The organism is Robertmurraya sp. DFI.2.37, from assembly GCF_029211245.1.
In the GTDB taxonomy this organism is placed as follows: Bacteria; Bacillota; Bacilli; order Bacillales; family Cytobacillaceae; genus Robertmurraya; species Robertmurraya methanolica_A.
The window spans coordinates 51,161-71,565 of sequence record NZ_JARGEJ010000006.1 but is presented as its reverse complement, the minus strand read 5'-3'; the positions used below and the strand labels follow the sequence as shown (position 1 = coordinate 71,565).

Sequence of the window (20,405 nt, the reverse complement as noted above, 5' to 3'; positions counted from 1 at the left end):
TCATGGATGGCAAAGCAAAAGGGAAGTTTGACACCTTGAATTAATTGGCATAAAAATTGCAAACATATTTTAATGTTATCGCAAAATGTATTTGACCAAATAAAGGAAAATACAGATAAAAATTAAAGGGGGTTGAATACAGCTTGAAATTGCAATCTCTAATTGATAGAGCCATACAATTTCCTCCAATAACGGTGGCAGTAGCTGCTGCTGAAGATGAGGATGTTCTTGAGGCGATACAAGAAGCGCTGCGAAGAACGCTTTCCCGCTTCCTTTTATATGGCGACAGGGAGAAGATCATCGAGCTTATCAATGCTAAATTTCCTGAATTGATGAACAACGGTGATCTTCAAATCATTCATGCTCTTACCAATCAGGAAGCAGCTGAAAAAGCCGTTAAGGCTGTACATTTAAATGAAGCTAGTGTGTTAATGAAGGGAAATGTTCAAACCGCGGTTATTTTAAAAGCAATTTTAAATAAAGAATATGGTTTAAGGACTGGAAACATTCTTTCGCATGTTGCTGTTTTTGAAATCCCAGACTTTGATCGCCTCCTTTTTATTACCGATGCAGCGATGAATCTTTACCCTGATCTTCAACAAAAGGTACAAATTATTGAAAATGCCGTTGCAATTGCAAGAAGTGTTGGGGTCAATTGGCCATCAGTGGCGCCGATTGCTGCTGTTGAAGTAGTCAACCCGAGTATGCAGGCAACACTGGATGCTGCTGCACTTTCGCAAATGAATCGGAGAGGGCAGATCACGAATTGTCTTATTGATGGGCCGCTTGCGTTCGATAATGCGATTTCGAGCTTGTCAGCAGAGCAAAAAGGAATCAAAAGTGAGGTTGCTGGACGAGCAGATATCCTGCTTGTGCCAACAATAGAGGTTGGAAATGCGTTGTATAAATCATTAACATATTTTGCGAAAGCGAAGGTTGGAGGAGTCATTGCCGGGGCAAAAGCGCCAATCGTTTTAACTTCCAGGGCCGATTCTGCTGAAAGCAAGCTCTACTCTCTAGCTTTAGCCATATGTTCTATTAAACATTGATGATATTTAACAAAAGAGGAGAGATACAACATGGAAATTTTCAAGTATATGGAGTCTTATGATTATGAACAAGTCGTTTTTTGCCAAGATAAGCAATCGGGACTAAAGGCGATAATTGCAATACATGATACGACTTTAGGACCGGCGCTTGGTGGAACACGGATGTGGACATATGAATCAGAGGAGGCGGCTATTGAGGATGCTCTTCGCTTAGCGAAGGGGATGACATATAAAAATGCTGCAGCGGGATTAAATCTTGGAGGCGGTAAAACGGTTATTATTGGCGATCCTCGTAAAGATAAGAATGAAGAAATGTTTCGTGCTTTTGGTCGCTATATTCAGGGTTTAAATGGCCGTTATATTACAGCTGAAGATGTAGGAACAACCGTTGCTGATATGGATTTGATCCATGAAGAAACCGATTATGTAACGGGAATATCTCCAGCATTCGGTTCATCTGGAAATCCATCGCCGGTTACAGCTTATGGTGTATATCGTGGGATGAAAGCAGCAGCTAAGGAAGCGTTTGGGAATGATTCACTAGAAGGAAAAGTGGTTGCTGTTCAAGGTATTGGTAATGTTGCATTTAATTTATGCCGTCATTTACATGAAGAGGGTGCAAGTTTAATTGTAACTGATATTAATAAAGAAGCTGTGCAAAGAGCGGTGGAAGAGTTCGGTGCAAAGGCGGTCGAGCCTGACGAAATTTATAGTGTCGACTGTGATATTTATGCTCCTTGTGCACTGGGGGCTGTTATCAATGATGATACGATTCCACAATTAAAGGCTAAAGTTATTGCAGGAGCTGCTAACAATCAGCTTCGTGATACGACCCATGGTGACCTCATACATGAATTAGGGATAGTCTATGCACCTGATTATGTAATTAACGCCGGTGGAGTTATCAATGTCGCTGATGAATTGTACGGTTATAACCGCGACCGAGCGATGAAGCGAGTCGAGACAATTTATCAAAACATTGAGAAGGTAATTGAAATTTCAAAGCGCGATGGAATTCCAACTTATAAAGCAGCAGATCGTATGGCGGAGGAGAGAATTGAAAGAATGCGCAATTCTCGCAGTCAATTTCTTCAAAATGGCCATCACATTTTAAGCAGAAGATAAATGATTTGTCAGCTAAATGGTATGGTTATTACATGTTGAATGGTGTTAAGCGCAAGCTTCCGTTATGCATGGCTCAAACAATCGAATAAAGAGCATGAGCAATATAAAGGGAAATTTGCGCTTTTCAATTGGAGGGTTAAACAGTGCCAGAGTCAATTAATCGAATTCTCGTCATCAATCCAGGATCTACTTCAACGAAAATAGGGGTATTCGATAATGAGAAGTCTGTTTTTGAAAAGACGATTCGTCATTCTAATGATGAAATTGGTCAATTTAATCAAATTATCGAGCAATATGAATTCCGTAAAAAGACGATCCTTGAATCACTTGATAAAGAAGGAATCAATATTTCCAAGCTTAAAGCCGTTTGCGGTCGCGGTGGATTGTTGCGTCCCATAGAAGGGGGAACATATCGAGTTAACGAAGAGATGTTGTCCGACCTTCGTGCTGGTTTTGCTGGTGAGCATGCCTCTAATCTTGGTGGAATTATTGCTCATGAAATTGCATCAGGATTAAATATTCCAGCTTATATTGTTGATCCGGTTGTTGTTGATGAATTAGAGCCTATTGCTCGAGTTTCAGGTTTTTCGTTAATAGACCGAAAAAGCATCTTTCATGCCCTTAATCAAAAGGCAGTGTCGAGGCGGGTAGCGCAGGAGTTAGGGAAAAGATACGAAGAGCTTAACTTAATTGTCGCCCATATGGGAGGCGGCATTACGGTTGGTGTACATAAAAAAGGAAGGGTTGTCGATGTGAACAACGGTCTTCATGGAGATGGCCCGTTCAGTCCAGAACGTGCGGGTACAGTACCTGCGGGTGACCTTGTGGCTCTCTGTTATTCTGGACAATACTTTTATGAAGAAATCATGAAAAAATTGGTCGGACAAGGCGGCTTAGTTGGCTATTTGAAAACAAATGATGCCCTTGCGGTGGAAAAAATGATAGAAAATGGCGATAACGAAGCAAGCTTAGTCTATTCTGCGATGGCATACCAAGTAGCAAAAGAAATTGGGTCGGCTAGTGCGGTTTTATCAGGGAAGGTCGATGCGATTATTTTAACGGGTGGTCTCGCTTATGGAAAAGGATTTGTGCAGGAGATTCAGGAAAGAGTCAAATGGATTGCTGATGTGATCGTTAAGCCGGGAGAGAATGAGCTTCAGGCATTAGCGGAAGGGGCACTTAGAGTGTTAAGAGGTGAGGAAAAGGAGAAGAATTATCCAAGCCCAGTAAAGTGCAGTGAGAGGATTTGAAAAGGGAGGTCGTTTTTTATGGCAAAGGAATATGATTTAGTCATTCTTGGCGGTGGTACAGGTGGCTACGTAGCAGCGATACGGGCATCTCAGTTAGGCTTGAAAACAGCAATCGTTGAGAAAGGGAAACTCGGCGGCACCTGTTTACATAAAGGTTGTATCCCTAGCAAAGCATTGCTAAGAAGCGCTGAGGTATTTGCGACGGCAAAAAGAAGCGAAGAGTTCGGCGTGGAAACGACAGGTGTCTCATTAAATTTTGCTAAGGTGCAGGAACGAAAAAACAATATCGTCGAACAGCTGCATAAAGGTGTTCAACATTTAATGAAGCAAGGTAAGATTGATGTTTTTGCAGGAACAGGGAGGATTTTAGGCCCGTCAATTTTTTCACCTATGCCTGGAACGATTTCTGTTGAAATGAATGATAAAACAGAAAACGAAATGTTAATCCCCAAAAACGTTATTATTGGAACTGGCTCAAGGCCACGTACTTTACCGGGATTAGACATAGATGGTGAATTCGTAATGACTTCAGATGAAGCGTTGCAAATGGAATCACTTCCTCAATCAATCATAATCGTTGGTGGCGGTGTGATTGGAATTGAATGGGCATCAATGCTGTCCGATTTTGGGGTTGAAGTGACGGTGATTGAATATGCGGATCGCATTTTACCAACAGAAGACAAAGAAATTTCCAAGGAAATGCAACGGCTAATGAAGAAGCGTAAAATCAATGTTGTCACAAGTGCAAAGGTTTTGCCAGAAACGCTTCAAAAAGGTGAGACTGTCACCATCTCTGCTGAAGTAAAAGGAGCAGAAAAACAGTTTAAAGCAGATAAAATACTTGTTTCGGTTGGCCGAATGGCAAATATAGAAGGAATTGGTTTAGAAAATACGGATATTCAGGTAGAAAAAGGATTCATTGTCACAAATGATTTTTATCAAACAAAAGAATCGCACATTTATGCAATAGGAGATTGTATCGGCGGCTTGCAGCTTGCCCATGTTGCTTCGCATGAAGGGATTGTTGCGGTTGAGCATATTGCTGGAGAGAAGCCAGAACCTCTTGACTATCGTTTAATTTCCAAATGTATATATAGCGCTCCTGAGGTAGCAAGTGTTGGCTATACAGAAGAGGAAGCAAAGGAAAAAGGATACAAAGTTAAAGTTGGGAAATTTTCTTTCCGTGCGATTGGAAAAGCACTTGTTTTTGGTGAATCAGATGGATTTGTGAAAATGATCGCTGATGAAGAAAGCAATGATATATTAGGTGTCCATATGATTGGACCTCATGTAACTGATATGATTTCTGAAGCAGGCTTAGCACAAGTGTTAGATGCGACACCTTGGGAGGTTGCCCATACAATTCATCCGCATCCAACTTTATCAGAAGCGATTGGTGAAGCAGCTTTAGCGGTTGATGGTAAAGCGATACATGGATAAGATTAATTTCTCGGGAGGGAATGGAATTGACTGAGAATCGTCATAGCGCTCTTGGATTGAGCGATGAAAAAGTGCTGGAAATGTATGAAACAATGTTGTTAGCAAGAAGAATTGATGAACGAATGTGGCTCTTAAACCGGGCAGGTAAGATTCCGTTTGTCATTTCTTGTCAAGGACAGGAGGCTGCGCAGGTTGGTGCGGCATTTGCTTTAGATAAGGAGAAGGATTATGCATTGCCTTACTATCGCGATATGGGAGTGGTATTAACCTTTGGAATGACAGCAACAGAATTAATGCTTTCTGCATTTGCAAAAGCGGAAGATCCGAACTCTGGAGGCCGACAAATGCCCGGGCATTTTGGACAAAAGAAAAATCGGATTGTCACCGGTTCATCCCCAGTAACGACACAGGTTCCTCATGCGGTTGGAGTGGCTTTAGCTGGAAAGATGGAAGGGAAAGATCTTGTTACTTTCGTCACTTTTGGTGAAGGTTCATCGAATCAAGGTGACTTCCATGAAGGAGCCAATTTTGCCGGTGTTCATAAGCTACCAGTCATCTTTATGTGTGAGAATAATAAATATGCTATTTCTGTACCAATTGAAAAGCAGTTAGCTTGTGAAAATGTCTCTGATCGTGCTGTTGGCTATGGAATGCCTGGAATTACAGTGGACGGAAATGATCCGTTAGAAGTGTATAAGGCCGTTAAAGAGGCAGTGGATCGCGGACGCCGTGGCGAAGGTCCATCATTAATTGAAACGATTTCTTACCGTTTAACACCACATTCTTCAGATGACGATGACAGAAGCTATCGTGCTCCTGATGAGGTCGCTGAGGCGAAAACAAAAGATCCGATTATAACTTTTGGAGCTTATTTGAAGGAAAATGGTGTAATGAACGATGAGAAGGAAAAAGAAATTAATGATCGTGTGATGAGAATTGTTAACGAGGCAACAGATTATGCAGAAAACGCTCCATACGCAGAGGCAGAATATGCGATGAAGCATGTGTATGCAGAGTAAGGGGGAAGATTGAAATGGCTGTCATTTCTTATATAGATGCAGTGACGATGGCGATTCGTGAGGAAATGGAAAGAGACTCTAAAGTTTTCGTTCTTGGTGAAGATGTAGGGAAAAAGGGCGGAGTTTTTAAAGCAACTCAAGGATTATATGAGCAGTTTGGGGAAGAAAGAGTAATCGATACCCCTCTTGCTGAATCTGCGATTGCAGGAGTGGGAATTGGGGCAGCAATGTATGGCATGCGTCCGATTGCGGAAATGCAATTTGCTGATTTTATCATGCCGGCTGTCAATCAAATCATTTCTGAAGCAGCAAAAATCCGTTATCGCTCCAATAATGACTGGAATTGTCCTATTGTGATCCGTGCTCCATATGGTGGTGGTATTCATGGAGCATTGTATCATTCCCAATCGGTTGAAGCTGTATTCGCTAACCAGCCTGGATTAAAAATTGTCATGCCATCTACGCCATACGATGTAAAGGGGCTATTGAAGGCGGCAATTCGTGATGAAGACCCTGTTCTCTTTTTCGAGCATAAAAGAGCATACCGTTTAATTAAAGGGGAAGTGCCTACTGATGATTATGTTCTTCCAATCGGAAAAGCGGATGTCAAGCGTGAAGGCGATGATATTACTGTTATTACGTACGGGCTATGTGTTCATTTTGCCCTACAGGCAGCTGAACGACTTGCGAGCGAGGGTATTTCGGCACATATTTTAGATTTACGTACTGTTTATCCGTTGGATAAAGAAGCGATTATTGAAGCAGCTAGCAAGACGGGCAAAGTATTGCTTATAACAGAGGACAATAAGGAAGGTAGCATTATTAGTGAAGTGTCGGCGATAATCGCAGAAAATTGCCTCTTCGATTTAGATGCTCCAATTAAGCGCTTAGCGGGACCGGATGTACCAGCAATGCCGTATGCACCGACAATGGAAAAGTATTTTATGGTTAATCCGGATAAAGTTGAACAAGCGATGCGAGAGTTGGCTGAATTTTAAATAGAGAATAAGCGTAGTTGAAGGAGGTTTTTCGAATTGGCAATTGAACAAATTAAAATGCCTCAATTAGGAGAAAGTGTAACCGAAGGAACAATAAGCAAATGGCTTGTATCAGTAGGGGATAAAGTCAATAAGTACGACGCGCTGGCAGAGGTTATGACAGATAAAGTAAATGCGGAAATCCCTTCCTCTTTTTCCGGTGTTATAAAAGAACTGATTGCAAATGAAGGGGATACGCTAGCAGTTGGTGAAGTGATTTGCTCTGTGGAAGTAGAGGGCGGTACAAGTGAAGCAGTTGAAGAAGCTCCAGCTCCTCAAAATGAAGAAGAGCTTTCAAGTACAAACGCTTCGTTTGATGGAACGAGCAGCAAAGCTCGTTACTCACCTGCTGTACTGAAACTTTCACAAGAACATGGTATTGATTTGAACCTTGTACAAGGAAGCGGTGCTGGCGGGCGTATTACCCGTAAGGATATTTTAAAAATTGTGGAGTCAGGTCAGATTCCGAAATCGGTTCAAACTGAGACACCGCCTGCGAAAGTAGAGGAAACGGCTTCTCAAACTCAGGTAGCAAAACAAAGCGCTCCTGTGCCATCGATTCCAGTTGGGGCTGGTGATACTGAAATTCCGGTATCTGGAGTTCGTAAAGCGATCGCAGCAAATATGCTTAGAAGCAAGCATGAAATCCCCCATGCTTGGACGATGATCGAAGTTGATGTGACGAATTTAGTTGAATATCGAAACACGATCAAGGATGAATTCAAAAATAAAGAAGGATTTAATTTGACCTTCTTCGCGTTTTTTGTCAAAGCTGTTGCTCAAGCCTTAAAAGAGTTCCCACAAATGAATTCAATGTGGGCAGGAGATAAAATCGTGCAGAAAAAAGACATCAATATTTCTATTGCAGTAGCAACAGATGATGCTTTGTTTGTACCGGTTATCAAGGCAGCCGATGAGAAAACAATTAAAGGGATTGCTCGCGAGATTACCGAATATGCAGCAAAGGTGCGTGCTGGTAAATTGACAAGTGAAGACATGCAAGGCGGGACATTTACTGTAAATAACACCGGTTCATTTGGTTCTGTCCAATCGATGGGAATCATTAATTATCCACAAGCTGCGATTTTACAAGTGGAATCGATTGTTAAGCGCCCTGTTGTTTTAAATGGCATGATTGCCGTTCGTGATATGGTGAATTTATGTTTATCGCTTGATCATCGAGTTCTTGATGGCTTAGTATGTGGTCGTTTTCTCCAAAGAGTGAAAGAAATTCTTGAACATACAAGCAAAGAGAATACCTCGATTTACTAAATGTTATTTTAAAATAGCATATAATTTCTTGAAGACCGTTTGTCAGACAACGGTCTTCCTCTTTTCTCTCCGTTGCTAGAATGAAATTCGTGTACTACAATAGTGGTATCAATAGAAAAATATGGTTTAGATTTAATAATCGGAATTTTTAATAACCTCATGGAAGGTGGAGAGGAAATGCGTGAGCAATCGTTTCCAAAGGTTTCTATTAAAGATTGGATTGAAAAAAGCGAGCATTCAATGAAAGGGAAAAAGATTGAGTCGCTTGAAAAAGATACATATGAGCAAATAAGATTGAAACCGCTTTACACGCAAAACGATCAAGAGGAAGTAAGTCAGTTTCCGGCACAATCCGATTTTAGAAGAGGAACCTTTTCTCTAGGTTACTTATCAAATCAATGGAAGCTGGCACAAAAACTTACGATTGATAAAAATTTAAATGAGCAGCTATACAAAGCGATTTCTAAAGGACAAACAGCGCTCTCGTTTGAGATCAATGAGAGGGTGCTGGGAATAGTAGAAGAATTAGAGGAGGAGTTGCTCCACTACCCATTTTCAATCAATGCAAAAGAATATCACCATGAATTTTTAAAGAAAATACAAAGTCTGCCTTACTCTGAGAAAGGTCATGGTTATATCGGCATCGATCCAGTTGCTCTTCTAGCAGAAAAAGGAATAGATCGGATGGATGAAGGCTATCAGCAGTTGTTTGAAACGGTCAATAATGGCTTAACTTCATTTCCGCGTATTCGCACCATTTTAGTGGATACAGTTCCATATCATAATGGTGGTGCTCATGCTGTGCAAGAATTGGCCATTGCAATTAGCACAGGGGTGCAGCATATTGAAAAACTTGCCGAGCTGGGCTTAACCATCAATACAGTAGTGTCAAAACTTGTTTTTCAATTTTCAATAGGGGCAAACTTCTTTATGGAACTGGCAAAGCTAAGAGCGGCTCGAGTGTTATGGGATATGGTAATGAAAGCTTATGGAGTAGATGAAGAGGAGCGGGGAATGATTATTTCTGCTACGACCTCTCGCTTTACGAAAACGCTCTATGATCCTTATGTGAATATGTTAAGAGCGGGAAGTGAGGCCTTTGCAGCAGTATTAGGAGGAATTCAATATTTGCATGTCAGCCCTTTTAATGAGCCTGAAGGAAAAGAGACTGTTTTTTCAGATCGTATTGCAAGAAATACGCAATTAATTTTACGAGATGAGTCCCATTTGGCAAAAACAATTGACCCAGCAGGTGGTTCTTGGTACGTGGAATCTTTAACGACAGAGCTTGTTGAAAAAGCATGGGAACTATTTTTGGCGATCGATGAAAAAGGTGGAATTGTTGAAGTACTTAAGCAAGGTTGGATGCAGACGGAGATTGCTAAAGTAAGAAAGATGCGTGAAGAAGCGATAGCGACAAGGCAGCAAACGATTGTGGGAACGAATAAATATGTGGATTTACAAGGTGAGTCATTAAAAAACGTGCAAGTAAGAGGAGTGCAGCATAGAGCCGAATTTCCACCAATTCCACAAGGGCGATTATCAGAGTCATATGAGGAGCTTAGGCTCAGTGCGCAGAAATTGAAAAAGCAAGGAGTAGATCTAGCTGTAGGACTGCTCACGTTAGGAGAATTAAAGTCTCATAAACTACGGACTGACTTTGCCAACGGATTTCTCGCACCAGCTGGTATTGAAGGGAGAATGAGTACAGAAATTCATTCAATCAATCATGCTTTAGAGTTTGTGAGAGAAACAGGCTATAAACATTACTGTCTTTGTGGAAGCAATGAGCAATATGCATCATTCGGAATCGAGCTTGCTCAAAACATCAAAACAGCCTTCCCTCACGTTCACTTGTATATTGCTGGGCTTCCTGAAGAGCGGGAAAGCTGGGAAAAGGTCGGGATTTCTGGTTTTATTCATTTAAAGAGCAACTGCTATCAAACCCTTGCTACGATTTTAGCTGATTTGGAGGTGGGCATAGATGACTAAGCCAAATTTTAAGGCATTTTCTTTATTTGCGTCGAAAAGTGATTTGAAGGAAAAATGGCAACGAAAAGCGAGAGAGGAAATTGCTCAAAATATGGAAGAGCTTCTTTTAGAAACAAATGAGCACATCAAAATCAAAGCGCTTTATACGAATGAAGATCGTCAAAATTTAGAGCATATAGAGCATTTGCCTGGGGTGCCGCCATATACGAGAGGTCCATATCCGACGATGTATGTTAATCGGCCGTGGACTGTCCGGCAATATGCTGGTTTTTCGACTGCAGAAGAAAGCAACGCCTTCTATCGTAGAAATTTAGCAATGGGGCAGAAAGGACTTTCTGTCGCCTTTGACTTAGCAACGCATCGCGGCTATGATTCTGATCATCCAAGAGTAGTAGGGGATGTGGGCAAAGCGGGGGTAGCGATTGATTCTGTACTCGATATGAAAACACTATTTGACGGGATTCCACTTGATCAAATGTCTGTCTCAATGACAATGAATGGTGCGGTCCTACCGATTATGGCGTTTTACATCGTTACCGCAGAAGAGCAAGGAGTATCACAAGATAAACTTTCTGGAACGATTCAAAATGATATTTTGAAGGAGTATATGGTTCGTAATACGTATATTTACCCTCCCGAAATGTCGATGAGAATTATCGCTGATATTTTTAAGTATACATCTACTTACATGCCTAAATTTAATAGTATTAGTATATCAGGATATCATATGCAAGAGGCTGGGGCACCAGCTGATATTGAACTTGCCTATACATTAGCGGACGGACTTGAATATGTACGGACGGGTTTAAGAGCGGGGATCGAAATTGATTCTTTTGCACCAAGGCTGTCGTTTTTTTGGGCAATTGGCATGAACTATTTTATGGAAGTCGCAAAAATGAGAGCAGCACGTCTTATTTGGGCAAAAATGATGAAAAATTTTCAACCGAAAAATCCAAAATCGATGGCGCTGCGTACTCATTCACAAACTTCGGGTTGGAGTTTAACTGAACAGGATCCGTTTAATAATGTTACCCGTACATTAATTGAAGCGCATGCGGCAGCGATGGGACATACACAATCGCTTCATACGAATGCGCTCGATGAAGCGATTGCTTTACCGACTGATTTTTCAGCGCGGATCGCTCGCAATACCCAGTTATTTTTACAAGAGGAGACAGGGATTACAGATGTGATTGATCCGTGGGCAGGTTCTTATTATGTTGAGGCTTTGACTGCAGAACTTGCAGAGCGGGCGTGGGAGCACATAGAAGAAATTGAGCAACTTGGTGGAATGGCAAAAGCGATTGAAACGGGTCTTCCAAAAATGAAAATTGAAGAAGCGGCAGCAAGACGACAAGCGCAAATTGATTCCGGAAAAGAGATAATTATCGGCGTTAATCAATACAGACTCGAAAAGGAAGAACCGATAGAGATTCTTGATATCGATAATACGGCAGTGCGCTTAAGACAAATTGAAAAGTTAGAAAAATTAAAAGCAGCACGCGATGAAGCAAAAGTAACGGAAGCGTTAAGGGCTATTACGGAAGCAGCGGAGTCGGGAGAAGGGAACCTTTTGCAATTGGCTGTCGAAGCGGCACGAGTACGAGCTACACTTGGGGAAATTTCTTATGCGATTGAACAGGTAGTGAATCGCCATAAAGCGGTGATACGTTCAATCAGTGGTGTTTATAGTTCTGCCTTTTCAAATGAGGAGGAAATTGCAGAGGTTCAGCGAATGACAGAGGAATTTTTAGAAAATGAAGGGAGGCGCCCAAGAATTTTAATTGCCAAGATGGGGCAGGATGGGCATGATCGTGGTGCGAAAGTAATTTCGACTGCTTTTGCCGATTTAGGATTTGACGTCGATATCGGTCCGTTATTCCAAACGCCAGAAGAAACTGCCTTGCAAGCTGTGGAAAATGATGTGCATGTGATCGGGATGAGTTCCTTAGCAGCAGGTCATAAAACATTGTTGCCGCAGCTACGAGAAGAACTAACAAAATTGGGAAGAGAAGATATTTTAGTGGTTGTCGGTGGAGTTATTCCTGCCCAGGATTATCAGTTTTTATATGATAGTGGAGCAACAGCGATATTTGGGCCAGGAACAGTAATTCCTGTGGCTGCACAAAAGGTGATTCACGCCATTTATGAAAGACTAGGCTATGAGGAAGTGTCGAGTGAACATGACGGAGGATAAGAAGCCTGAGTGGAGCGATCCGAATCAGCCTGAAAAGTATAACTCAGTTGTTCGAACAGGGGTAGCAGGCTCGGAGCCAATAACATTCGCCCAACAAAAGGTCCGTTTTCAAAGAAAAAAAGTTAATGGTCCATCGCTCGAAAAGCTGTATAAAGGGGTTTTAGCAGGAGAGCGTAGAGAGCTTGCGAGGGCCATTACACTGATTGAAAGCAATGCAGAACACCATTTTGCTCAAGCGCAAGAGCTTTTGCACAAGCTTCTTCCTCACGCCGGAAGAGCATTAAGAATTGGAATTACTGGTGTTCCAGGTGCAGGAAAAAGTACGTTTATTGAGGCGCTTGGTAGTTTTCTTTGTGACGAAGGATTAAGAGTGGCTGTTTTGGCCGTCGATCCAAGCTCTAATATTAGCGGTGGAAGTATATTAGGCGATAAAACAAGAATGGAGCGGCTTGCTAGAAATAAAAGGGCGTTTATTCGCCCATCTCCATCAAGTGGAAAGCTTGGTGGAGTTCATCGTAAAACAAGAGAAACGATGCTCGTGTGTGAAGCGGCTGGATTTGATGTGATATTAGTGGAAACAGTTGGGGTAGGGCAAAGTGAAGTCATTGTCAGAGAGATGGTGGATTTCTTTATGCTCCTTGTTTTAACAGGGGCAGGAGATGAGCTTCAAGGGATGAAAAAAGGGATTATGGAGCTTGCTGACGCCGTTCTTGTTAATAAAGCAGACGGTGAAAATAAAAAGCGTGCTGAAAAAACAAAACAAGAATTTAATCAAATTCTTCACTTTCTCCAGCCTGCGACAAAAGGGTGGGTAACGAAAGCTTATACATGTTCAGCATTAAAGAATGAAGGAATCGGGTATGTTTGGAGCACGGTTAAAGCGTTCGAGGAAACGACGAAACAATCAGGTATCTTTGCGGAGCGACGCAGAGTCCAGACGAAGGAATGGATGAAATCGATGATCATCGATCAACTACAAACAGAGTTCTTTCATCATCCCCTTGTAAAAGAACTGCTCCCAAAATATGAAAATGAGGTAATTGCAGGAGATAAAACGGTTACTTCTGCGGTAAACTGCCTTTTTCAGCATTTTTTTGAGGCGAAAAGTTAAAAAAGGGCTACCATTCAAAGATGGTAGCCAAATAGGGGTAATTATGGGATAGATCTTGCTTATCATGTATTTACCCATTTAAAAGAAAATAAAACATCTTTTCTTCTTTTTTTACCTTTCTTCATCTACTTATGATAATTACGAGTTGAATGGTTGTAAACATTGCACTGGTATTGGTATGATGAAAAAGAAAAATAGATAAAAGGGAGCGATATAGATGAACATGGATTTTAATTTATTCATGAACGACGTAGTTCGCCAAGCTCGGCAAGAAATTGTCGCTGCAGGATATAAAGAGCTGACAACACCAGAAGAAGTGGAGGCAGCGTTACAGCAAAAAGGGACAACATTAGTGATGGTGAATTCAGTTTGTGGTTGTGCCGGTGGGATTGCTCGCCCAGCTGCTATGCACTCCCTTCATTACGATAAAAGACCCGATCAATTAGTAACCGTATTTGCTGGCCAAGACAAGGAGGCGACGGAAAAAGCTCGCTCTTACTTTACTGGCTATCCGCCATCCTCTCCATCATTTGCTTTATTAAAAGATGGGGAGCTTGTCACGATGATAGAGCGTCACGATATTGAAGGCCATGGTCCGATGGAGGTTGTCCAAAAATTACAGGATGCATTTGAACAATATTGTGAAGAAGTTTAAGACCTCGGTTTTTTTCCGAGGTTTTTTTGATACAATAAGATGTGCTGATTCTTAGGATAAATTTGAAATATGGAAGGTACATGGGGACAATGATGAAATTTCGGATAGGATATCGAACAATCAAGACCGCTCTAGGAACAACATTATCAATTTTGCTGGCACAAACAATAGGCCTCAATAATTTCGCATCTGCAGGGATATTAACCATTCTTTGCATTAAACCGACAAAGGTAAAGTCCGTTAAAGCTTCATGGGATAGAGTTCTTGCGTGTCTCATGGCCATGTTATTTTCAACGCTCTTTTTTGAGGGCATCACATACCACCCGATTACGATTGGATTCATGCTATTATTTTTCATCCCAACGGCGGTTATGTGTAAGGCTCAGGAAGGAATTGTTTCAAGTAGCGTCATCATACTGCATATTTACATGGCTGGAAATGTCACCTTCGAACTTCTTCTCCATGAATTAGGCATTGTGATTATCGGTGTCGGAATGGCGTTAATAATGAATCTCTATATGCCGAGTGCAGGGAAAAAATTGATTCAATATCAGGCAGAGCTTGAAGATAATTTTCGGAAAATTATGCTGGAAATTGTCCACTATTTAAGAACAAGTGACAGCAGCTGGGACGGAAGTGAACTTACCCGTACAGCAAGGTTAATTGATGAAGCAAAAACAATGGCTTTCCAAGATGTAGAGAATCATTTTCGTCGCAATGACAATTTGTACTATCATTATTTTAAAATGCGTGAAAAGCAGTTCGAGATTATCGAGAGAATTTTGCCTATAGTTGCTTCATTACCTGTTACAGTGGTGCAAGGCCAAATGATCGGAGACTTTTTGGAGGAGCTGGCTGAGCATATAAGTCCTGGTGAAGTACCAAAGAATTTTCTGGAAAATCTGTTGGAGATGAGAGAGGAATTTCAAAGTATGGAGCTGCCGCAAACACGTGAAGAATTTGAAGTCCGCGCTGCCCTCTTGCAGCTAACGAAGGAAATGGAACAATATTTGATGCTGAAAAACTCCTTCAAGTATTTGAAGAGAGAAAAGAAGAAGTATCGAAAAGGCAGTGTGGAATTACAGTAGTTTTTTTGGAGCGTGCTCTTTAAACAATCGCTTTGTTATATCTCGGTGTTGATCTTTGGCTCATTTTCTCTTCGATTTCATGAAGCGATAGAGAAAACTTGTTTCTCACATCTATGGAATCAGAAGACCTTTCAGTATGACTGAATGGCGTGTGAAACTAAGGCTTCACACGAAATGAGCCAAAACTTGTTTCATCTACAATATGGTGAATATTTTGTAGAAAGCCGAATGGGCACTTCCGTGAAAAGATAGTGTCAACACCTGTAAACGAACATAGGGCTTGGGTGCAAAACGTGAACAGCTATCGAAAGTAAACAATAGGAGAGTGTCGAAATATGAAACGTCCCCAAAAGTTTCCGTAAAATTTATCTTTTGGGGTTAGCACGATTGCTAAATGTTCTGGCACTTTTTTAGCCCTCATAACTGAAGTCAGTCTCCACCTTATTTTCATCAATTTCCGTCGCCGTAATCCATGCTTCTAAAACATAATCTCCAGGCTCGATATAGGAAAGAGCTTCAGAAAGATCGAGTTCATATTCAAGCTTTTCTCCAGGTGCCAATACTTCTTCTTCTACTGTAGCGGCAAACATTTTATCTGCTGAATACGTATAAACGATAGTGCCATCATTGTCTTTGATAAAATAATCAAAATCCTGTGAAGAAGGGAATGTTATCTTTTCTTCTTTTTCCTGATTGTTTTGAATGGAGAGTTGGTATTGTAAATCAGTGATCTTGTTGATAGAGATATTCATTTCTTCCCCGGATCCTCCTCCGTTACTGTTCTCATTTTTTGAGTTGTCTGTCGTTCCACAGCCTACTAAGGATGCAAAAAGAAATGCAGTAATCACGACGGCTGTTTTCCTTAGAGAAATGATCATTGGAATCACCACTTTTTTTAAATTGTCTTCATTTAATTAGACTTCATTTCTGATAAAAGGTTACACGAAAAAAGAGTAGGGATTCCTACTCTTTATAATTGTTTATATGTCCACTGTAAGAAGCGGTTATAAAACTTCGCTCCTTCGATAAATATTGCGAAAAAAGCGCCAATGATTCCAGCTTGTCCGCTGGTGAGAATGGAGAAAAGTCTGGAACCATTTTACAGCTGCTTACATTTTCCGAAATTGTTTATATAAACATGGAAAGTCCAAGGAGAAGAGTTGATGCGAGCATAGCAAATATCATTAAGTAAACAATTACTTTTCTAGCCTTTTTATTTTTCATTATCTTTCCCTCCCAATCTATACATCCTGTTTTCTATTTTACTAGGTATTGCAGAAATGAACAACCGCTCAATTTTAGGAAGGAAATCGGCATATTTTAGCGAATATTTTAACTATATTGAGCTTTGCTCAGGTGGGGGGAGAAGAATGATTGAAAAAGTAGATCATATCGGAATTGCCGTTAAATCAATTTCGGAGTCATTGCCATTTTATACAGAAGTGCTTGGGCTAGAGATTCAGGGGATTGAAGAAGTAGAAAGCGAAAAGGTAAAAGTGGCGTTTATAAAAATAGGCGGGACGAAGATAGAATTACTTGAACCCACAAGTCCAGAAAGTGCAATTGCAAAGCATATTGAGAAAAGGGGCGAGGGGATTCACCATGTGGCATTAGGGGTTGATTCTATTCAAGCAAGGATTGATGAAATGAAGAGAAAAGGGATTCAAATGCTCCAGGATAAAGCGAAAATAGGTGCAGGAGGGGCACTTGTAGCATTTATGCATCCGAAATCAACAGGTAAGGTGTTATGGGAGTTATGTGAAAAAACGGAAAAGGGAGAGTAGCAAAATGGACATCTATGAAAAAATAAACGAACTTTACGATAAGAGAAGAGAAGTTGAACTTGGCGGTGGAGATGAACGCATCGAAAAACAACATGAAAAAGGGAAATTAACAGCTAGAGAACGCATTGATTTGCTTGTGGATAAAGGGAGCTTTGTTGAATTAAACCCCTTTATCGAGCATCGTTCACGGGATTTTGGATTAGAGCATCAAAAGGGCCCAGGCGATGGGGTTGTGACAGGCTATGGCAAAGTCAATGGACGTTCTGTCTATTTGTTTTCCCAGGATTTCACAGTGTTTGGTGGTGCGTTAGGGGAGATGCACGCTAATAAAATTGCCAACGTGATGGATCTGGCCGCAAAAAACGGAGCTCCCTTCATCGGATTAAATGATTCTGGCGGGGCAAGAATTCAAGAAGGGGTTGTTTCGCTAGATGGATATGGCAAAATCTTTTATCGAAATTCAATTTATTCAGGGGTGATACCACAAATTTCAGTCATAATGGGACCGTGTGCGGGAGGGGCAGTCTATTCTCCTGCCATAACAGATTTTGTGTTTATGGTTGAAAAAACGAGTCAAATGTTCATAACAGGTCCAAAGGTTATTGAGACGGTGACAGGTGAGAAAATTAGTGCTGAAGATTTAGGTGGAGCAAGGGTTCATAATTCGATTAGTGGAAACGCTCATTTTCGAAGTGATTCCGAAGAAGAAATTATTAAAAGTGTAAGGTTATTATTAAGTTATTTACCACAAAATAGTGAGGAAAAGCCACCGATGCTAACGGTTGCCCCTGAAGATGACTATCGTCCGAACTTAACCGACGTGATTCCGTTTGATGCGATTAGGCCATATGATGTAAGGGTTATCATTGATGAGGTAGTAGACAAAGATTCATTCCTTGAGGTTCACAAAGACTTTGCTAGAAATATTGTCGTAGGATTAGCGCGGATAAAAGGGGAAGTGGTTGGTTTAGTTTGTAATCAACCAAAGGTGATGGCAGGTGGACTTGATATTGATTCCTCCGACAAGGCTGCGCGTTTTATACGTTTTTGTGACAGCTTCAATATTCCGCTGATTACCTTTGAGGATGTAACGGGATTTTTCCCAGGTGTTAAGCAGGAGCATGGTGGCATCATCCGTCATGGAGCAAAAATTCTTTATGCTTATTCAGAAGCAACTGTACCGAAGCTTACGGTTATTTTAAGAAAGGCGTATGGTGGGGCTTATGTTGCATTAAATAGTAAATCCATTGGTGCTGATCTTGTTTTTGCTTGGCCTAATGCAGAAATTGCTGTTATGGGACCACAGGGGGCAGCGAATATTATTTTTGCAAAAGAAATTCAAAATAGCGAAAATCCAGAACAAACACGGGCGAAAAAAATTGAGGAATATCGAGAAAAGTTTGCTAATCCTTATGTGGCTGCAGGCATGGGCATGGTTGATGATGTCATTGATCCGCGAGAGACAAGGATCAAAATCATTCAGTCTCTAGAGATGCTGCGAAATAAAAAGGAATCACGTCCGCATAAAAAGCATGGAAATATTCCTCTTTAGCAACAAAGAAAAATTTGCCGATTCTTGACTGAAACAGATATACTGAAATAGGAAGATATAGCGGAAGGGGTTACATCAATGATAAATGAAGAAAGATTGCTAAATGAATTTTTAGAACTTGTCCAAATCGATTCAGAAACGAAATACGAAGCGGAAATTGCCAAAGTGTTAAAGGAAAAATTTTCTGCTCTAGGTGTCGAGGTTTTTGAGGATGATACAACGGAATTAACAGGACATGGTGCAGGAAACTTAGTTTGCACACTTCCCGGAACTAAAGATGGTGTGGATACGATTTATTTTACATCTCATATGGATACCGTTATTCCAGCAAAGGGTGTTAAGCCAACCATTAAAGATGGTTATGTTGTCACTGATGGCACAACGATTCTTGGTGCTGATGATAAAACTGGTTTAGCTGTTATGCTTGAAGTCATCCGTGTCTTAAAAGAGCAAAACATAGCTCATGGAACGATTCAATTTATTATTACCGTTGGGGAGGAATCTGGCTTAGTTGGTGCTAAGGTTCTTGATTCATCCTTGGTAACTGCTAAATTTGGCTATGCTCTCGACAGTGATGGAAAAGTAGGAAATATTGTTGTTGCTGCACCTACTCAAGCGAAAGTGAAAGCGACCATTTTAGGGAAAACAGCCCATGCAGGTGTTGCACCGGAAAAAGGAATTTCCGCGATTACAATGGCGGCAAAGGCGATTGCTAAAATGCCGTTAGGAAGAATCGATGAAGAAACAACGGCCAATATTGGTTATTTTAAAGGGGAAGGTCCAACGAATATCGTTTGTGATCGCGTTGAAATCCTCGCCGAAGCTCGTTCTCTTGTTCCTGAAAAAATGGAAGCCCAGGTTCAAAAGATGAAAGCTGCATTTGAATCAGTGGCAGCTGAAATGGGCGGTGGCGCCGAGGTGGAAGTCGAGATCATGTATCCGGGCTTTAAATATGGAGAAGGTGACCATGTTGTCGAAGTAGCGCGTATAGCAGCGGCTAAAATTGGCAGAAGCTCTGAACTGTTGAAAAGTGGTGGGGGGAGCGATGCTAATGTTATCGCTGGATTTGGAATTCCAACTGTCAACCTAGCTGTTGGTTATGAGGAGATACATACGAAAAATGAACGGATGCCGATCGAAGAGCTAAATAAGCTTGCTGAAATGGTCATTGCCATTATTGAAGAAGTGAGCAAGGCATAGTTCATTCTAAGAGAACCGGATGAAAGGTTCTCTTATTTCCATTTGTACAAAAGTTAGCATAGACAAGCCGCCTATTCGGTGAGTACTATAGAAGTAGAAAAGTCAGGAGGGATGTTCATGCAAGATTCAAGTAAATTTGTCGTTTTTACAGTGGGAGATGAAGAATATGCGATCCCGATTGAAAGTGTGTTGTCCATTGAAAAATTAGAAGGGATTACGCCAATACCTCATTTACCAGCTTATGTGAAAGGCATTATGAAAGTTCGCGGAGAGCTAATTCCGACAATTGATACGGAGACCATTTTGTATGACCGTGCAATGGAAGCAAGCGATTCAGTTCGAGTCATTGTGTTGCGGACAGATGAAATTTCCTTAGGCGTTCTCGTCAAAGAAGCAAAAGAAATATTGGATATTCCATCTGAAGTCATTAAACAGGTGGGACTGGTAGCTTATCAAAAAACAAGTTATTTTACGGGAGTAGCGAATCTTGATAGTCGCCTTATTACAATTATTTCTCCAACAGTCATGGTGAAAACACTAGAGGGGATAAAAGAGATTCAAGAATATATGGAAAGCCAGTTGCAGGAAGCTGATTCCAAAAGTCATTGATTTGACTTTTGGAATCAGCTTTTTT

The 20,405-nt window shown here is 41.1% G+C and carries 18 protein-coding genes; 16 read left to right on the top strand and 2 right to left on the bottom strand.

Annotation, left to right across the window (positions count from 1 at the left end; translation table 11 throughout):
- Window positions 1-143 precede the first annotated feature (143 nt).
- The 12 genes from yqiS to PZE06_RS05030 all read left to right on the top strand — a co-directional run bounded on the left by yqiS (window position 144) and on the right by PZE06_RS05030 (window position 15,235).
- A complete protein-coding gene (yqiS, locus tag PZE06_RS05085) occupies window positions 144-1,049 on the top strand; it encodes a phosphate butyryltransferase (RefSeq protein WP_150915077.1) in 906 nt (301 codons plus the stop codon).
- A 30-nt stretch (window positions 1,050-1,079) separates the two neighbouring features.
- Window positions 1,080-2,174: a branched-chain amino acid dehydrogenase gene (gene bcd, locus PZE06_RS05080; protein WP_150915076.1), complete on the top strand. Its 1,095-nt coding sequence runs from the start codon at window positions 1,080-1,082 to the stop codon at window positions 2,172-2,174.
- Window positions 2,175-2,317: 143 nt separating this feature from the next.
- Window positions 2,318-3,424: a butyrate kinase gene (gene buk / locus PZE06_RS05075; RefSeq protein ID WP_150915075.1), complete on the top strand. Its 1,107-nt coding sequence runs from the start codon at window positions 2,318-2,320 to the stop codon at window positions 3,422-3,424.
- Between the two features lie 18 nt (window positions 3,425-3,442).
- Window positions 3,443-4,864: a dihydrolipoyl dehydrogenase gene (gene lpdA, locus PZE06_RS05070; RefSeq protein WP_150915074.1), complete on the top strand. Its 1,422-nt coding sequence runs from the start codon at window positions 3,443-3,445 to the stop codon at window positions 4,862-4,864.
- 26 nt (window positions 4,865-4,890) lie between these two features.
- Window positions 4,891-5,883, top strand: coding sequence for a thiamine pyrophosphate-dependent dehydrogenase E1 component subunit alpha (locus PZE06_RS05065; protein ID WP_150915073.1), 993 nt, complete (start codon window positions 4,891-4,893; stop codon window positions 5,881-5,883).
- Between the two features lie 14 nt (window positions 5,884-5,897).
- The gene (locus tag PZE06_RS05060; protein ID WP_150915072.1) at window positions 5,898-6,881 is read left to right on the top strand and encodes an alpha-ketoacid dehydrogenase subunit beta; all 984 of its coding nucleotides are present in this window, start codon (window positions 5,898-5,900) and stop codon (window positions 6,879-6,881) included.
- Between the two features lie 36 nt (window positions 6,882-6,917).
- Window positions 6,918-8,192, top strand: a complete 1,275-nt coding sequence (locus tag PZE06_RS05055; protein ID WP_150915071.1) for a dihydrolipoamide acetyltransferase family protein — start codon at window positions 6,918-6,920, stop codon at window positions 8,190-8,192.
- Window positions 8,193-8,369: 177 nt separating this feature from the next.
- Complete coding sequence (locus PZE06_RS05050; RefSeq protein ID WP_150915070.1) at window positions 8,370-10,184, top strand: methylmalonyl-CoA mutase subunit beta; 1,815 nt, start codon at window positions 8,370-8,372, stop codon at window positions 10,182-10,184.
- Window positions 10,177-12,381: a methylmalonyl-CoA mutase gene (scpA, locus tag PZE06_RS05045; RefSeq protein WP_150915069.1), complete on the top strand. Its 2,205-nt coding sequence runs from the start codon at window positions 10,177-10,179 to the stop codon at window positions 12,379-12,381. The genes PZE06_RS05050 and scpA overlap by 8 nt, the downstream gene beginning before the upstream one ends.
- Entirely contained in the window at window positions 12,368-13,492 is a 1,125-nt protein-coding gene (gene meaB / locus PZE06_RS05040; protein WP_150915121.1) for a methylmalonyl Co-A mutase-associated GTPase MeaB, read from the top strand. Before scpA ends, meaB begins: the two co-directional genes overlap by 14 nt.
- A gap of 217 nt (window positions 13,493-13,709) precedes the next feature.
- Complete coding sequence (locus PZE06_RS05035; RefSeq protein WP_150915068.1) at window positions 13,710-14,147, top strand: BrxA/BrxB family bacilliredoxin; 438 nt, start codon at window positions 13,710-13,712, stop codon at window positions 14,145-14,147.
- 92 nt (window positions 14,148-14,239) lie between these two features.
- Window positions 14,240-15,235, top strand: a complete 996-nt coding sequence (locus PZE06_RS05030) for an aromatic acid exporter family protein (protein WP_150915067.1) — start codon at window positions 14,240-14,242, stop codon at window positions 15,233-15,235.
- Window positions 15,236-15,645: 410 nt separating this feature from the next.
- Here the strand turns inward: PZE06_RS05030 and PZE06_RS05025 are convergent, their stop codons facing one another.
- Both PZE06_RS05025 and prli42 read right to left on the bottom strand, forming a co-directional pair.
- Window positions 15,646-16,113 carry a BsuPI-related putative proteinase inhibitor gene (locus tag PZE06_RS05025; protein WP_150915066.1) on the bottom strand — a complete coding sequence of 156 codons (468 nt, stop codon included), beginning with the start codon at window positions 16,111-16,113 and terminating at the stop codon, window positions 15,646-15,648.
- Window positions 16,114-16,363: 250 nt separating this feature from the next.
- Complete coding sequence (gene prli42 / locus PZE06_RS05020) at window positions 16,364-16,459, bottom strand: stressosome-associated protein Prli42 (RefSeq protein ID WP_150915065.1); 96 nt, start codon at window positions 16,457-16,459, stop codon at window positions 16,364-16,366.
- A gap of 146 nt (window positions 16,460-16,605) precedes the next feature.
- On the opposite strand from prli42, the gene mce reads away from it, so the two are divergent.
- The 4 genes from mce (at window position 16,606) to PZE06_RS05000 (ending at window position 20,380) form a co-directional block, all read left to right on the top strand.
- A complete protein-coding gene (mce, locus tag PZE06_RS05015; RefSeq protein WP_150915064.1) occupies window positions 16,606-17,019 on the top strand; it encodes a methylmalonyl-CoA epimerase in 414 nt (137 codons plus the stop codon).
- Window positions 17,020-17,023: 4 nt separating this feature from the next.
- Complete coding sequence (locus tag PZE06_RS05010) at window positions 17,024-18,571, top strand: acyl-CoA carboxylase subunit beta (RefSeq protein WP_150915063.1); 1,548 nt, start codon at window positions 17,024-17,026, stop codon at window positions 18,569-18,571.
- A 78-nt stretch (window positions 18,572-18,649) separates the two neighbouring features.
- A complete protein-coding gene (locus PZE06_RS05005; RefSeq protein ID WP_150915062.1) occupies window positions 18,650-19,771 on the top strand; it encodes a M20/M25/M40 family metallo-hydrolase in 1,122 nt (373 codons plus the stop codon).
- A gap of 117 nt (window positions 19,772-19,888) precedes the next feature.
- Entirely contained in the window at window positions 19,889-20,380 is a 492-nt protein-coding gene (locus PZE06_RS05000; protein ID WP_150915061.1) for a chemotaxis protein CheW, read from the top strand.
- Window positions 20,381-20,405 lie beyond the last annotated feature (25 nt).